Here is a 15,984-nt window from a genome sequence, read left to right on the forward strand (position 1 = left end):
CACGCGAAAAAGACTTTTCTGAGAAAAAGCAATTGGTGCAGGGGATGAGGAGCAGGAGACTAGAGGCTGTTTTGTCTAAGAATGATGGTAAAATGATTCTACACAGGGTGTTCATATCAATGGGGGAAAGGCAGGAAAACGATGAGCACAATCACTGTACTTCACTATGATGCATTCTCTACGATTCCACATAAGGGAAATCCAGCTGGCATTGTACTCGATGCAGATGGATTAAGCGAACAAGATATGCAGCGAACCGCGAAACAGGTCGGATTTAATGAAACGACATTCATTCTTCATTCGGATCAAGCAGATGTTAGATTGCGATATTTTACGCCTGGCCAAGAAATGAATTTATGCGGCCATGCTACCATTGCTTCGCTGTACTGTTTGCATTCGAAAGGATTTTTCGGAGAGAAGACACACATTAACATAGAGACGAAAGCAGGTATATTACCGATCGAATTCACGCTTCATGAAGGGCAATTATTCATTAAAATGAAGCAAAACAGCTCGGAATTTATTCCGTTTCAAGGCAATATCGCCCGATTAGCGGAAGCAATTGGACTGCAGGCGGAAGATATCGACATGACCACACCTATTGTCTATGGGAGTACAGGCGTATGGACTTTGCTCGTACCGATCAAGAGTCTTGAAAAGTGTAAGACCATGAAACCCATGAATGCAATGTTCCCAAGTATAATGACTGAGTTCCCGCGTGCGTCTGTGCATCCATTCTGTATGGAGACTTATCATTCAGAATCGTTTATGCACGGCAGACACTTCTCCTCTCCATATTCGGGTATGGAAGAAGATCCTGTAACAGGCACGGCTTCTGGCGTTATGGGGGCCTACTATTTACAATACATGCGAACCGATCAGGACGCTGCTGATTTCTACATTGAGCAAGGACAAGAAATCGATCGAGATGGCAGAGTGAAAGTTCGAGCTATGAGAAATGAGGATCGGATAGAGGTCTTTATTGAAGGAACAGCGGTATTCGTTCAGGAAATTGAGGTTGAACATGAACCTTCTACCTTTATTGATAATTGAAGTGTATAATAATGGAATGTGATAGAACGCAACAAGACCCCACGTAACCCGACTGAAAACTCGCTTTTTTGGTCGGGTTCTGTCGTGTAAGGGGAGTGTTATGAGCGATTGGCAAGTCTAAACTTGCATTTGCAAATGAGGTGGGTGGATGTGACGACTACACTTTATTTTGTAAGACATTGTGAATCACCATATATCGAAGGGCAAGAGCGCTCAAAGGGAATTTCAGCCGTTGGGGAACAAGATGCGATGAAGATCGTCGAGTTGCTGCGCCATATGCCAATTGGTGTTTTTGCATCTAGCCCATATGCTCGGGACACATGGTGACATTATGACCTTGATGATGAATGATTTTGATCCTGCCTACGGATTCGAGTTCTGGGGCTCCACGACAATGCCGGATATTTATAAGCTTGAGCTTGAGGGCATGCGAATGCGCGGAGTCACAAGGCTGTGGCAGAACAATGTACCTGATGCTAGATAGAAAAACCATAGGAACCACTTAAAAGAAAGAAGGTGGGGAGACTTGAAAATTCGCATCATTGGCCCTTGCGGCAGTGGGAAGACATACATAGCCAAGGAATTATCCAGGAAATACAGTGTTCCGTATTATGAGCTTGATAATCTCGTATGGAATCGTACAGAGGAGGAACAGCATCGAAATCCAGTCGAGGTCAGAGACGCACTCCTGATGGACATATTGCAGCAGGACTCGTGGCTTATCGAAGGCGTTCATTACAAGTGGGGGATGGATAGCTTTCGGCAAGCAGATGTTATTGTCATTATTAAACCGAATAAGCTGGCAACTCAATTTAGGGTCGTGCGCAGATTTGTGCGAACAAGGCTCGGAATTGAATCAGCCAACTATAAGCAAACACTGCATAATTTATATACGATGCTGTTTGTCTGGAACAAGGATTATTTTGCGAAGAGTCTTCCTGCCATTATGAAGTTAACTGATGAATATGATCGCAAGAGAGTGATTATTGCCAACAACCGTGCATTGCTGAATACGATTGAAAGGCGAGCGCTTTAATTTCCAACAGTTTCTACTTGGGAGGAGAATATTGAACACCTAGGATCTGTGGAAGAAGGGATCTCTTCGTGTGAGAAAGGTATGCTGGATATCAGATCGGAGCGTCACCTAGTATAAGTAGCCGGGAAATGAACAAGGCGATGAGGGAGCGTTATTATGAATGAACTCGTATTTATTAAGGATTATAAAGACATCGATAAATACCGTGTAAGCTTCAATGAATTGGCGCAGCGATCATTCGGCATTCAGTTTGAAGATTGGTATCAGCGAGGATGCTGGAATGATCGGTATATTTGTTATTCCTATGCCGATGGAGATAGAGTCATTGCGAATGTCTCAGTGAATGTAATGGATATCATTGTGAACAATGAAATTCACGAAGCCATTATGATTGGCACGGTCATGACGGATGAAGCGTATCGGAATCAAGGACTGTCGAGAAAGCTAATGGAAATCGTAATCGAAGAATATCAGCAAAAATGCAGCTTTATGTACTTATATGCGAATCGAACGGTTCTCGATTTCTACCCGAAGTTTGGTTTTCGTAAAGTACAAGAACCGGAGTTCTACTCGGTGATAAATACGCAAGTGGCACTCGACCATCGTCCTCACATGCGGAAGCTAAACGTAACAGAGGTACAGGATTGGGAGCTTGTCATGCGATACTATGCTTCACGGAACGTAAGATGTTCGACGTGCGACGCTATTCATGCAGAAGGAATCTTCTCTTGGTATTGCTTGCATGTGTTTGAGGATCATCTGTATTTCATTGAAGAATTAGATGCAGTCGTTATTTTTATGCAAGATGGAAATTCGATACAACTGTACGATGTCCTGTCCCCTAAGCAAATTGATCTTTCGCAACTTGTACATCGGATTGCTACAGAACAGACGGAACGGGTGTACTATCAATTTCATCCTGAGCAAGGTAGATTTAGGGTCGAGTATCCAGAAGCATCAGATGATAATTTATTCATTTTGCCGAATCGTCTTCAATCTCTTGATCACATAAAGCTCCCAAAAATCGCGCAGGCGTAATGAAGCAGGACTTGTCACATGAATAATAAAGTGAAAGAGATTGCGAGAAGGACAATGAGCAAGAGAAAGTCTCACCTTAATCGAGAACGGGGCTTCATTTAACGTGTGGCGGCTCTGTCGGCGAATTTTGGTTGCCCTAAATCGATTGGGAAGGAGAAAGAAAAATAGCCTATCCTCTTCGGAGAGATAGGCTGTTTATGTTGAGGTTAGCTTTAGCTTGATATTATATCAACTTGCCTTCCCGTATTGCGTCTGTTCGTCGATTGATCCGCTTGCGAAGCAAATTCAACATGGCTTTTTTGAATGGACTCTGCGTATTGTTATAGGCGGAAAAAAATTCATCCGGGCTATCGAAGCAGCCTAAATCCTCTGTGATTGAAAAGTTCTGAATATAGGTGCTGTCGCCACGCCAGCATAAATTGATGTTCTTTTTGTCTTTCACGGAAACGCCGTATCCGATATGGCCCCCATTATAGCTGCAAAGCATTTCTTTTACTTGATATAGGTAAGGATCATCAATAATGACACCTTCTAAAGCGATCCATTTCCCTTGATATTGTACCTCTGTCCAGGCATGAACAATGTTGCGGGGAGCAAATGTATAGACAATGCCGGTAAGTGCTCCCTTTTGCATTTTCTTATCGATATAGAAGCCATGAATACGACAAGGGATTCCGACTCCACGCAGTAAAGCCATAAGCAGGATGCTTTTCGTATTGCACTGGCCATAGCCATCTGCAAGAACTTCTGAGGCGGGTATATCGTCTCCCCGGTTATAACCGAATTTAATTTGATTGCGCACGTAATCGTATATTTGGCGAATCTTTTCGTAGTCATTGGCTTCATTCCAGAATTGTTCTAAGATAAGCTTCTGTATCGTTGGATGGTTATAATCGACTAGCGACGTTGCCTGCAAATAGGATTTCATGTCCATTCCCCCTTCTCCCTTCAACTATAAGGGAGTGGGGGACGTTATACTTTCAAATATCTGCTATGTTGAACAATTGCGCGAGCAGTCATGCCAAGCTTGTCTCTTACCGTTCTTGAAAAATGAGAGGAGCTATTAAAGCCCGCGTCCATAGCAGCCTCGGTCATGGGTTTTCCGTTAAAGATGGCATGAAATGCAGTTTCTAATTTGTGATGAACAAGGTAACTTGCTAGTGAAATGCCAGCCCTATTTTTAAATAGATGGGACAGTCTGCTCTCAGATAGAAATAGTTTCTTACTAAGTGTCTTCACGGTCAATTGATGAGCAGGAATCGTCTCAATTGCTTGCATGATGCTGTGGAGACGTTCATCCAGAACAGATTGCAGGTTGCTGAGGCTGTTATCTGGAAAACCCAATATGTGCTTGCATGTGCTCCATGTACTGCCGTAATCGTCAGGATCCTTTATTGAGAATAATTGCGCGATTGCAAGATGCTGCAGCGCTTCTATTTGAATGCTGCTCAGGACATGCATTTTCGAATTCTGTAAATAGGTTCGCTTCAGGTGCTCACCGAATGCGGATTCAGGGTTGATGAGCATATACCATTGCCATTGTCCAAGTCCGTGCAGCTCATGAATGACATTGGACTGCAAAATGAAGCCAGAGGCTTGATAGGCTTGTTCTTCTACGGTGATCACTACATCTTGCTGGAGGCCGATCGTAAGCTGAATGTAATTATGGCTGTGATTATCTGCCTGTACCTTGTTCGTGAGAAAAGATAAATGGTCGCTGCCAAAATACAAAATAAGGCCGTAGGGACACTCAATCTCAGGCATGTTATTACTCCTCCTATACTGAATTGACAAATGGAGCATTGGCTCGAATTATACCTATCGGTACGATTGAAGTAAAGAGAGTAGGAGCAGTATTGTCGATGTTTTTTAGGCACTTCTTTCTTTGACAGGCTCTGTTGAAGTGGATAATAATAGATATCATGGGAATTGAGGATTTTGTGAAGCATGTTCTGGAATATAGATGACAGACGAACGGAGTGGAGTTCTATGGATAATCGTGTTCAAATTAGACAGGTGGAGCAGTTGGATGAAGAAGTGCTTCACGGGTTATCTTCGTTGTTAATGGACGTCGTGAATGATAATGCATCAATAGGTTTCCTGCCTCCGCTGGATCGTAAGATGGCGGAAGACTATTGGGCCGAAGTACTGCAGCCTGGGATGCGTCTGTGGATTGCAGTTGTTAACGGTCAAGTGTGCGGTACAATTCAACTGCATCTCGCTCAAAAGCCCAATGCCCTTCATCGTGCGGAAGTGGCGAAGCTGATGGTGCACCCATCCCAGCGAAGAATGGGAATTGCCAAGGGGTTGCTGCGTATTGTGGAAGACTGCGCGCACGATGAAGCACGAAGCCTGCTGGTGCTTGATACAAGAGAAGGAGATCCTTCCAACTTGTTGTACCACTCGAATGGGTATATAGAAGCTGGGCGGATTCCGGAATTCGCCAAGTCTGCAGATGGAAGTTACCACGCAACCGTTATTTATTATAAGAAGCTCTAATGGTAACATCGGAGTAATATAGAGGGAGTTGGATACATGACTGAACGAGTCCGGGTAACTACAGGATCACCTTGGGAGCCGTTGGTAGGCTATTGCCGAGTGATACGAGTGGGCAATCAAGTCGAAGTTGCGGGCACAACAGCGATGCGCGATGGTAAAGCGGTCGGTGTGAATGATGCCTATGCGCAAACTACATATATTCTACAAGTTATTTCTGATGCGCTTCACGAAGTTGGGGCCAGTATGTCCGATGTTGTACGAACGAGAATATTCGTCACAGACATATCAAAGTGGGAAGAAATCGGCAGAGCTCACGGTGAATTTTTCCGCGACATTTGCCCGGTAGCTACCATGGTGGAAGTTAAGGCGCTTATCGAACCTGCCCTGCTCGTTGAGATCGAAGTACAGGCGATTGTGACGGACACGGTTGTATAGACGGGGGTACTTGATAGGTGTCAGCTACTGTTGAAGTGACTGTGCGCCATCTATAATTGTCTATGCACATGAAACTAGGAGACTTTTGAGGAGATAGCAAGACTTATGGAAATTGAAATTGTGCCTTACCATTCATCGTGGAAAACGGAATTTCTTGAGAGTGGACGACGGACAAGAGGAGCGCTAGGCGATGCAGCTGCTCGGATCTACCATATTGGTTCACTAATTCAAGTCGATTGGCTATATTCATCGAGCAGATAATTCAGACAAGACGAAGCGTTATTTCCGTGAAGCTCCGGGTGAGAACGTATGCGATTCCATGAAGCCATTCAATTGTCGAGTGCTTGTAAAATAGGTTCTTGACATAGAGAACCGCAGACAGCAAAGATACTTATAGAGGCATTCTGCACAATTTAATTTTGTTTTTTCTATTTCATCATAATTGAGAGGATGAATCATTTGGAGATTGTTGTTATCATCATTCTTGCTGTAATCGGATTATATATTTGGTATCATTTGATACAATCTGCCGTTGAACAGTCTAAGATGGCCGAGCACATAAAGAAATAAGAGATATATTAGTGGAAATGCGCATGGGTAACGGGCATACACTCGTTCATGCACCAACTCCACAATCTGTTAACCAAGGCGATGATACTCGTCATTGTGAATGCTGTCCAGGCTGTGGACAACGGGTGAGCAAGGATGAGCGTATTTGTCCAGAGTGTGGATTAACCTTGGTGAACTCATAGAAGCAGGAGAGTGAGATGAATAGCTGGAATCGGAAGTCACAGTTTATTGATATTGCTTTGATTGGGCTGTGTATTGGATTGTTCGTTATATACGGGAGGACTTTTGAGGTCGCGTTGATATGCTCACTAAGTTTTCTCTATATTCTGTTGAGTAAATTTAACTATCGTAAGCATAAGTGGTTCCGCAACGTTTTGCTCATTGTCACAGCAGCATGCCTAATTCTATTTATCGTCATTGAATCGCTTATCCTATCGGAGATGGGCTCGGATGATCGTGATCAGATGCCCGTTGATTATGTAATTGTGCTCGGTACCGGGCTTAAAGGCACTGAGCTATCCGCTACATTGAAAGATAGGCTCGATGCCAGCCTGCCATATATTCGTGCAAATCCTCAAATACCTGTCATCGTCTCGGGAGGCCAGGGACCTGGCGAAGATATACCGGAGGCGGTTGCAATGGCGCAGTATCTTATTCGAAACGGCGTTTCCAAGGAACAAATAATTGTAGAAAGCAAATCGACAACCACGAAAGAAAACTTGCGGTTCTCACAAGCTTTACTTCAAGATAGAGGAGTCTTTAAAACGAACCTGATGATCGTTACGAGTGACTTTCACATGTATCGATCCAAGATGCTTGCTAAGAGAATTGGATTCGCACCATACGGAATCTCCAGCGATTCCCCAACACATCTTAAACCAACGAATATGATTCGCGAATTTCTCGCGATAATTAAGGCTTTTCTTGTGTAACCAATATGGAATAAAGGGAGATGCTCGTGTACCGAAACGGGCTTCTCCCTTTTTTAGAATAGCGGATAAGATGCACTTGAGCCGTTATCTCCATCTGCGTATAAGTGTGTAGACCATTTCTGCGACAAGGATACCCGCAATCACATCCATGAATACATGCTGCTTGATAAACAGTATTGACATGATAATTGACCAAGAAAGGATGTTATGAAGAATACGAAGATAAAAAATGGTTGAAAATAATTGCCAGGCGTAGTAATCTTATTATTGTTTCATGTGAAACGATAATAAGTATTAAAATATAATAACCTCATATAAAACCTTATTAATATTGTTTCGTAGGAAACTATTATGCACAAAGGAGTGCTCGAAGTGGATCATAACTCGGCATTGAAACATCAAGTTCATGAACTGTACACACAGTTTCTTCATCAACAGCAGCTTCAAGAGAAGTTGGAAGGCGAAGCTTTTCTTGAGGAGATTAGAGAATCAGTCTCGGAACACTACAACTTTCATCTAACGGAAATTCACGTGCTGTCCTGCATTGGACATTCCGAGCCCATTAACCTGACAGCTATAGCGGAGAAGATGGGAATTAGCAAGGGGAATATTTCGAAGATCAATAGCAGGCTTTTGAAGGAGGGGTGGATTCGCAAGTCTCAACTGAATGACAACAAGAAGGAGATATACTTTCGGTTGACTCCGATGGGGAAAAAGGTGTTTTCCCTGCATGAACAATATCATGATCGGGCACATCAGTTATTTAATCGCTTTATTAGCCGCTACAGCACAGAGCAGTTGGAGTTCATGAAGCAGCTCCTGCAGGATGGAATAACGGCTATACAGGAGGGACAATTGCTTGTCACTGCACCTGAATCGAAATAAACCAAGATTTGAATGATAGAGGAGGGAAATATATGCGTTCCAACGCTAAGCTTATTTTATATATCGTCTGTTTAAGTACGTTCTTCGCCTCACTGATGCAAAATATATATTCGCCGATTATCCCCTTATTGAGAGATACTTTTCAGGTATCGTTGTCGATGGTGAATGCTTCTGTATCGGTGTTTATATTTATCGTAGCTATCATGCAGATCGTGTGCGGAGCCCTTATTGATGTGAAGGGGGCACGGTTCATTTTGATGCCTAGTATCGTCATTGCCATAGCTGCCAGCATTGGCTGTGCGGTTACAAAGGATTTTGCTTGGTTTCTCGTGTTTCGAGCATTGCAAGCCGTCGGAACGGCAGCGATTCCGTTAATTGCGGCGACGACAATCGGCAGCTTGTTTCATGGAGCGGAGCGGGGAAGCGCGATGGGATCTTATCAAATGCTGTTGTCCATCGCCCCTGCAGCAGCACCGGTGCTTGGCGGCTTTATCGGAGAAAGATACAGCTATCCAGGTATCTTCTGGTTCCTTACTGCGGTATCTGTTGCCTTGCTGCTCGCCAATGGCTTGTATTATCCGAAGGACACGCCAAAACGAGCGGCATCTATCAATCTTAGAAGCATGGTGGTTCAATATGGAGCTGTATTCCGCAATTCTGTAGGCAGAGGCATTCTCACTCTTGGATTCTTGTATTTCTTCCTGTACTTTGCAATCCTTGTCTACTTGCCTGCACTTTTGACAGATCACTATCATTTGAGTTTGGCCGTTGTCGGCCTGCTTTATTTGCCAATGGCAATTAGTACGATTATCGGAACAGTTGTGTACAAAGCTATTCAAGCTAAGGTTGCTCACAGCAAATTATTCCTTTATGGCAATCTATTAGCGGCAGGCAGTATCATCATTTTTGCTTTGTCAGAATCGTATTCGTTGGCAGGATTATCAATAGGATTAGTATTGTACGGCATAGCTGGCGGGGTAATTGCTCCGCTGTTCTCAACGATGATCAGCAGTGAATTTGAGGAGCAGAGAGCAAGTGCTTTGGGTGTATATAATTTGATTCGTTATATTGGAATGTCTGCTGGGCCGCTCATTTGTGGACTGGTTATTGCAATGCTCGGTTCAAGCATCGGATTTGCTGCTTTTGGCGTATTATTTGCGATACTGACGATATGGGGGGGGAATCGGATTTATGTGCAACCCGTTTCTCATCATGTAGCGAAATAGTTTTGAACGAGCAGTATGGGGGACGAGGTCTATAACATATTGGGATGCTGCCGTGGAACAAGGGATTAAGGCGAGGGATGTGTTGGCAAGTGTCAGTCATTTTTGGTATCATTTTATTATTCGCAGGAATGCGGGGAGCAACTCAAAGTTACATAAAGCGCTATTCTTAGGGGAAAGGAGCTGAACTATGTGGAAATCGTTTAAGCAATGGATTCCAAGTATTTTAATAGCAGTATGTCTTTCACTGTTTATTAAGGCTTATGTTGCAGAGGCTATGAGCGTACCAACAGGCTCGATGATCCCCACGATAGAGAAGAAGGATCACCTCATCGTGGAAAAAATGATGTGGCTTACTAGTTTGCAGAATGGGGACATAGTTGTGTTTCATTCCCCGGTTGCTGAAGAACGGTATGTAAAGCGTCTTATTGGCTTGCCAGGGGATCGTATCGAAGTCAAGAACGGCAAGCTCTATCGAAATGACGCCCCAGTCGATGAGCCTTATATACAAGAGAAAATGAACTACTCCTATGGACCGATTACGGTACCGCAGGATCACTATTTCTTCCTAGGAGATAACCGGAATAATAGCTACGATTCTCACTTATGGGCGAAGCCGTTTGTTAAAAAGGATGAGATTATTGGCAAGGTGCTGGCTATTGTGCCCACACATGTTTTTAGTAAATAGCACGTAATAGTCTTATACAGAAAACCCTCTGCTGGTGAGGCTCAATAGCCGCCAGCAGAGGGTTTCTTTCGTTCCTATTTCGTAACTATGTTTCACTTCATTTACGATTGGTTTGCTGTCTTTTGCAAATGCTTCTTACGTCCGATTTGAATCAACGTCAGGAAGAATGCTGCCAATACGCCGCTTACGAGCAGCATCAGGAAGCAGCCATTCCAGCCGGAGGATTCAACGATAAATCCAACAAGTGCGCTTGCAGTCAAGTTACCGAACAAGTATGCAAACAAGCCAGTCAAACCAACAGTTGTACCTACAGCGAACTTCGGTACGAAGTCGATTGCGCTAAGGCCAATCAAGAACTGCGGTACATAGATGAGACAGCCGATAATGGATACAGCGATTGTAATTACAAGGACGTTCGAAGACTGCCAATATACGAGCGTAGCCAACACGACGCCGACCATGCTGATAATACAGAGCGGCATCCGGTTTCCTTTGAACAACTTGTCGCTAAGTATACCGACGACGAGCGAGCTCACAATGGCTGCCCATTCAAAAACAGCAAATGCAACATGAGATTGCGATTGCGTGAAGCCTTTTTCTTCCGTCAAGTATAATGGTACCCAGTTCAAGACGCCGAAGCGAATGAAGTACACGAATACGTTCGCCAAGCACAGGAACCAAATGAATTTGTTTTTAAGTACATATTTGATCAAGATATCTTTCATAGACAGCTTGTCGCCATCTGGATTGCGTTCTACATCATCATAATCGTTACGATATTCGTCGATTGGCGGAAGGCCGATCGATTGTGGCGTATCCCTGCCGGAGAACCATACGAATACGGCGATAATCATGGCCATAATCGAAGGAACGACGAAAATTGCGGATTGCCAGTAAGCAGAGCCGAGAATCCCTAATGCAACACCGACGATTGGCGCAATGAGGCCTCCGCCGATATTATGCGACGTATTCCAGATTCCCATATAGGTACCGCGCTCTTTCTTCGAGAACCAGTTCGCCAGAACGATACTGCAAGGAGGAGCGCCCATGCCTTGGAACACCCCGTTCACGATAAGCAGCATGAAGATGAGACCGAACGAGGAAGAAGAGCCCATAATAAGGTTAATTATGGCAGACAAAAACAAACCAACAGCGATAAAGCGCTGCGTATGGGCCTTATCCGCCAAGTTCCCCATGAAGAACTTGCTTATTCCATAAGTGACGGCGAGTGCCGCGCTCAACATACCAATTTGAGAAGTGGTAAACCCAAGCTCGTTCTTCAAATAAGGTGTGGATAACGTAAAGTTGCTACGTACTAGGTAGTAGCCTGCATAACCGACAGAAATGCCGATCAATGTACGAATACGAAACATTCGATACATCTTCGCAATCATGTGCTCCGGCAATCGAGGTATGGCGGGAGCTTTTTTCAACCAACCAAACATTTCTCATTCTCCTTGACCTTTTGTGTCTGCACGCAAGTTGTTCCATTGATCCAAAATCTGTTCATGTCTGCGTAGTGAGCTGTGTACGGGAAGTACAGCCGAATTCGAAATATCCTGCTCGTTCTGATGAACGGTAGGAGTACCGAACGATACTTGTTCCAGAACAGCTGCCGCCTCTTGGGACAAGCTGTAATTAATGAACCAGTCCGCAGCGGTCTCATTAGGTGCATTCCGAATTTTAGAGATCCCATTCACAGATAAGCTCGTATCCTTCGGAACACTGCTAACAAGATCGAATCCTGCATCGCGCAGCTTGCGCTGATCTCCAAGGAAATTGACACCGATTACATACTCGCCTGAACTAACGTATTGAGCTGGCATGTAACCGTTCACTGTGAGAAGTCCAACATTGCGGATAAGACCCTTTAGAAAGGCCGTTGTTCTCTGCTCGCCCCACGCCTCGTATAAGGAGGAAAGGAATGTATATGCCGTTCCAGAGTAGTTCGGATCGGGCATAACGATTTTCCCTTGGTAAGCAGGAAGCAGTAGATCTTCCCACTTCTTGGGCATCGTTAAGCCTAATGGCGCAAATTCCTTATTCCAACGGTCACGATTGACAGCAATAGACAATTGTTCAATTTCATATCCAGCCCAATACCCGTCTTCATCCTTGAAGAAACTAGGAATGGCAGCGAGATTCGCGCTGCGGATAGGGGAGGAGAGATTCTCCTGCTTCATTGTCATATGTGCGTCAATCGTTCCGCCGATGACGAGATCCGCTTGCGGCTTGGCAGATTCCTGTGTAACACGCCGCAATATTTCTTCAGTGGACAAACGAATGTACTCGTACGTACAGCCCGTTCGTTGACAGAAGGAGGATAGCAATGCGCTTCCGACTTCCTCACGAGCGGCGACGTATGCAACAATATGGCGCCCATTTAATTGGGGCACACCTTGCTCATCTACGGTGATCGTATTTTGATCTTTGGTACAGCCTGCCTGCGTGAATAGGCAGATAAATAATAGAAGGTATAGGAATCGTCTCATTTTGATTGTGCCCCTATGTTCTTTCCATGAAGTAGCGACCCCAATTCTGTCCGCAAATAGATTGAATTGCCGTTGTCATCGCCCATGTATTCCATGACGATGTAATCGGCGTATACGACCATATGCAGCAGATTGTTGCGGTCATTCAGCATCTCATTATCCTGCTTGAATGCGGTAAGATAACCGAGCGGCTTTTGCTTGCGCAGCAGCAGCTGTTTAATTTCAACCAGATCTTTTATTTCAGATGCCTGTCTAATATGAGATACCAAGTAACCCTTTTCATCATCTTGCAGACTTCCCTGAACACCATCTATTCGATAGGTCAGTTCTTTAGAAGAGCGAATAAATTCTGCATAATGTTCTGGCGTATAGAACAGACTTAACAGCTGCGTCTGCATAGCAGAAAGCATAGGAGTCTCGTGTCCTGGGCCGTAGGACCACTTGCCAAGGGTAAAGGTATTATCGAGCGAGAAGGCCTGCTCACTTCCATTCAAATAGCGAATTCGTCCGGTGAACATGGCTTGTCCTTCATCTCTCGCAGTCATATTCTGTTTCGGTTCATACTGCTGTTTAATGCGATCCACGTAGGATACAAATGCATGCAAACTAACCTCATCATTGACTTGGAGAGTTCCCCATTTCCCATGAAAGATAGTTGCTTGCACAGGAAGGGAATCGCTTACTTTTTGCAGTACTTCATGCTTATCATGGATAAGGCCGACTTTTTGATAGACTTGTTCATTCAAGTAATAGCCGGCGATTGACAGCACCAGGATGACACCTCCAAATAGAAAGGCATTCCTTAACATCTTGTTCATCCTTCATTATTCTCCTTCGATAGCATAAACGACTATCATTTCATAATCGCCTCGTAATTGTTTCGTAAATGTATTATTTCGTGAAAATCGGCAGCGGATGTGAATCAAGTGCTGCTGGTGACCGGAAGGCTAGAGTTATTGTCGTTCCGATCCCTTCCTCTGAATGGATGGACATTTCTCCGCCTTGCTGGGCCATTAATTGTTTACAGATGAGCAGGCCAAAGCCATTGCCTTTACTTGAGCTTAACGTATCATCTTCATAAGCATTCTCGAACCGTTCAATAAGCGCATGACTTAAACCGATCCCATCATCGTGGAATGCGATCGATACATACTGCTCACTTGAAATATGTTCAATTTTTAGTTCTGAAGCATCGCTATACTTAATTGCATTATCAAGCAGGTTCAAAAAGATTTGCTTCGTCTTGTCAGGGTCAGCCACCACCATTGTAGGCATTAGCTGATTGTGAAGCTGAATCTGGTATCTGTCTAATCGAGGCTGGACCGCATACACCGCCTCCTCCGTAATTGATGCGATATCACAGATCGTTGGAGAGACCGAGAACGGACTGCTGCCGTACTTGGATTGTGTCAGCAGTTCCTCGACAAGCGCAAGCATGCGCTCACTTTCAATGGATATATGATATAAGCTCTGTTCTATATCCTCGGCTGATTTCAGACGCGGAATTAAATTCGAGTACCCCATAATCGCGGTAAGCGGTGTCTTTAATTCGTGGGTTACTCGATCTAGAAAATCGCGCTGCTTGTCCTTTTCACGGCTTAATTGCTGCACATGCAGCTCGATTGCGTCCGCCATTGCATGGAAGGAGTGAGCGAGCTGGCTGATTTCTTCATAAGCGCTTAGTTCAATGCGAGTACTATAGTTGCCGCTGGCAAGCTTCTTCGCCATATCTCGCAGCTGCTCAATTGGTTTGCTTAACGATTTCGCGAAGCGATTGGCAATAAGCACAGCAACGGCAAGAATCAGAAGGAAAGCAATAGCAAAGGTCGCATTCATTCGATTCAGCAATTGCGCCTCTTCCTCCAACGGTTGAAGGAAACGAATCAAGCCGATGACCTGATTGTCCACATAGATAGGACTTGAGAACAGGAGCAGCGGAGAAGGAGAAGCTTTTTGAATCATATACGATTTGGTGCCATGCAGAGCTTGCTCCGTATCTTGATTTACATAGGACAGCGAACCTCGTTCCGTATCCGCAAGGACATGCTGCTGTGTATTCATGATCTGTACCCGAACGCCCATTCGTTTGGACAGATAAGAGGCAATAAGCGGAGCCCCTTTCTGAAGTGTTTCTTTTGGTTCGCCCTGCTGCTCGCGTTCCACATAATTAATCGTATAAATTTGAGCCTCGACGCTTAGCTTCTGCAGAGAATGTACAGCCGATTGATAAATATTGTTCTGCAATGAAATATTGAGCACAATATACAGAAACAGCATGACGGGAATAAAAAGAGCTAATAGTGCCAAATAAATTCGTTTTTGCAAAGTCATCAGCGATCCACCTTGTTCAATTGGCTGTTCAACAATCGATTTTATAGCCGACGCCGTAAATCGTCTTGATGCGCTCGCCTTCATGGCCGAGCTTCTTGCGAAGGCGTTGGATCATAATATCGACGGCTCTCGTATTTTCAGGATAATCGAGTTTCCACACCTTCATGAGAAGGTCGTCGCGGGTAAAGATGCGCTGCTTGTTCGATAGCAGTAGAAGAAGCAAATCATATTCTCGATATGTTAGTATCAATGGTTCATCATGTACATATATAGTGCGCTTCGCTTGATCTACCCGGAACGGCCCGAATTGGATAAGGGCAGCGCTGGTGTCCATTTGCGCTTGCTTATTAAGTCTGCGTTCAATTACCTTAATGCGGAGCAGCAGCTCCGTGCTGTGAAATGGCTTGACAAGGTAATCATCCGCACCTAGCTGCAATCCAAGCAGCTTGTCATTGATTTGTCCCTTAGCGGTAAGCATAATGATGGGGATGTCAGGGTTGCTGCTTCGGAATTCACGCAGCAATTGATACCCGTCTGTATCGGGCAGCATCACATCGAGAATAATGAAATCAATTTGCTGTGTTCGCCACTGTTCATGTGCAGCGTTTCCACTAGCAGCGGTATGTACCGTGTAGCCTTCAATCTCTAAATTGAGACGGATGAGATTTAGGATGCTCTCTTCGTCGTCCACAACAAGAATATTCATGGTGTCCTCCTTGTGAATTGATGATCCGAACATACGTAAAAAAGCAGCCTTAATAAGGCCGCTGCTGGCATGTTGAACGGTAATAAGTGCACTTAC

The 15,984-nt window shown here is 44.4% G+C and carries 19 protein-coding genes; 12 read left to right on the forward strand and 7 right to left on the reverse strand.

What is annotated here, in order from left to right:
• Nucleotides 1-141 precede the first annotated feature (141 nt).
• The 5 genes from NO352_RS07730 (at nt 142) to NO352_RS07745 (ending at nt 3,127) form a co-directional block, all read left to right on the forward strand.
• A complete protein-coding gene (locus tag NO352_RS07730; protein WP_289355278.1) occupies nt 142-1,053 on the forward strand; it encodes a PhzF family phenazine biosynthesis isomerase in 912 nt (303 codons plus the stop codon).
• 150 nt (nt 1,054-1,203) lie between these two features.
• Entirely contained in the window at nt 1,204-1,380 is a 177-nt protein-coding gene (locus NO352_RS25070) for a histidine phosphatase family protein (RefSeq protein ID WP_353961232.1), read from the forward strand.
• A gap of 10 nt (nt 1,381-1,390) precedes the next feature.
• Complete coding sequence (locus tag NO352_RS25075) at nt 1,391-1,537, forward strand: hypothetical protein (protein ID WP_327194821.1); 147 nt, start codon at nt 1,391-1,393, stop codon at nt 1,535-1,537.
• Nucleotides 1,538-1,579: 42 nt separating this feature from the next.
• Nucleotides 1,580-2,089: an AAA family ATPase gene (locus NO352_RS07740; RefSeq protein ID WP_289355279.1), complete on the forward strand. Its 510-nt coding sequence runs from the start codon at nt 1,580-1,582 to the stop codon at nt 2,087-2,089.
• 156 nt (nt 2,090-2,245) lie between these two features.
• Nucleotides 2,246-3,127 (forward strand): GNAT family N-acetyltransferase, encoded by an 882-nt coding sequence (locus NO352_RS07745; RefSeq protein WP_289355280.1) that lies wholly within the window; start codon nt 2,246-2,248, stop codon nt 3,125-3,127.
• A 223-nt stretch (nt 3,128-3,350) separates the two neighbouring features.
• Here NO352_RS07745 and NO352_RS07750 read toward each other — a convergent pair whose 3' ends face one another.
• Together NO352_RS07750 and NO352_RS07755 are read right to left on the reverse strand one after the other, a co-directional pair.
• Nucleotides 3,351-4,055, reverse strand: coding sequence for a transglutaminase-like domain-containing protein (locus NO352_RS07750; protein WP_289355281.1), 705 nt, complete (start codon nt 4,053-4,055; stop codon nt 3,351-3,353).
• Nucleotides 4,056-4,099: 44 nt separating this feature from the next.
• Entirely contained in the window at nt 4,100-4,891 is a 792-nt protein-coding gene (locus tag NO352_RS07755; RefSeq protein ID WP_289355282.1) for a helix-turn-helix domain-containing protein, read from the reverse strand.
• 225 nt (nt 4,892-5,116) lie between these two features.
• Here NO352_RS07755 and NO352_RS07760 point away from each other — a divergent pair, with 225 nt between their 5' ends.
• The 7 genes from NO352_RS07760 (at nt 5,117) to lepB (ending at nt 10,359) form a co-directional block, all read left to right on the forward strand.
• Entirely contained in the window at nt 5,117-5,626 is a 510-nt protein-coding gene (locus tag NO352_RS07760; protein ID WP_289355283.1) for a GNAT family N-acetyltransferase, read from the forward strand.
• 36 nt (nt 5,627-5,662) lie between these two features.
• Nucleotides 5,663-6,061: a RidA family protein gene (locus NO352_RS07765; protein WP_289355284.1), complete on the forward strand. Its 399-nt coding sequence runs from the start codon at nt 5,663-5,665 to the stop codon at nt 6,059-6,061.
• Between the two features lie 105 nt (nt 6,062-6,166).
• A complete protein-coding gene (locus NO352_RS07770) occupies nt 6,167-6,322 on the forward strand; it encodes a GrpB family protein (protein ID WP_289355285.1) in 156 nt (51 codons plus the stop codon).
• A gap of 506 nt (nt 6,323-6,828) precedes the next feature.
• Complete coding sequence (locus NO352_RS07775; protein WP_289355286.1) at nt 6,829-7,563, forward strand: YdcF family protein; 735 nt, start codon at nt 6,829-6,831, stop codon at nt 7,561-7,563.
• Between the two features lie 372 nt (nt 7,564-7,935).
• A complete protein-coding gene (locus NO352_RS07780; RefSeq protein WP_040736477.1) occupies nt 7,936-8,448 on the forward strand; it encodes a MarR family transcriptional regulator in 513 nt (170 codons plus the stop codon).
• 32 nt (nt 8,449-8,480) lie between these two features.
• Nucleotides 8,481-9,674 carry an MFS transporter gene (locus NO352_RS07785; protein WP_289355287.1) on the forward strand — a complete coding sequence of 398 codons (1,194 nt, stop codon included), beginning with the start codon at nt 8,481-8,483 and terminating at the stop codon, nt 9,672-9,674.
• A 187-nt stretch (nt 9,675-9,861) separates the two neighbouring features.
• The gene (lepB, locus tag NO352_RS07790) at nt 9,862-10,359 is read left to right on the forward strand and encodes a signal peptidase I (protein ID WP_005549728.1); all 498 of its coding nucleotides are present in this window, start codon (nt 9,862-9,864) and stop codon (nt 10,357-10,359) included.
• A 101-nt stretch (nt 10,360-10,460) separates the two neighbouring features.
• On the opposite strand, the gene pgtP is transcribed toward lepB, so the two are convergent.
• The 5 genes from pgtP to NO352_RS07815 all read right to left on the reverse strand — a co-directional run bounded on the left by pgtP (nt 10,461) and on the right by NO352_RS07815 (nt 15,888).
• Nucleotides 10,461-11,804 carry an MFS transporter gene (gene pgtP, locus NO352_RS07795; RefSeq protein ID WP_005549727.1) on the reverse strand — a complete coding sequence of 448 codons (1,344 nt, stop codon included), beginning with the start codon at nt 11,802-11,804 and terminating at the stop codon, nt 10,461-10,463.
• Nucleotides 11,805-11,807: 3 nt separating this feature from the next.
• Complete coding sequence (locus NO352_RS07800; protein WP_289355288.1) at nt 11,808-12,851, reverse strand: ABC transporter substrate-binding protein; 1,044 nt, start codon at nt 12,849-12,851, stop codon at nt 11,808-11,810.
• Nucleotides 12,848-13,669 (reverse strand): DUF3919 family protein, encoded by an 822-nt coding sequence (locus tag NO352_RS07805; protein ID WP_163978993.1) that lies wholly within the window; start codon nt 13,667-13,669, stop codon nt 12,848-12,850. The genes NO352_RS07800 and NO352_RS07805 overlap by 4 nt, the downstream gene beginning before the upstream one ends.
• Nucleotides 13,670-13,742: 73 nt before the next feature.
• Complete coding sequence (locus NO352_RS07810; protein WP_289355418.1) at nt 13,743-15,182, reverse strand: sensor histidine kinase; 1,440 nt, start codon at nt 15,180-15,182, stop codon at nt 13,743-13,745.
• Between the two features lie 28 nt (nt 15,183-15,210).
• Nucleotides 15,211-15,888: a response regulator transcription factor gene (locus tag NO352_RS07815; RefSeq protein WP_005549722.1), complete on the reverse strand. Its 678-nt coding sequence runs from the start codon at nt 15,886-15,888 to the stop codon at nt 15,211-15,213.
• Between the last annotated feature and the right edge of the window lie 96 nt (nt 15,889-15,984).

The sequence above is a fragment of the Paenibacillus sp. S-12 genome (assembly GCF_030363895.1).
GTDB classification, from domain to species: domain Bacteria; phylum Bacillota; class Bacilli; order Paenibacillales; family Paenibacillaceae; genus Paenibacillus_B; species Paenibacillus_B alvei.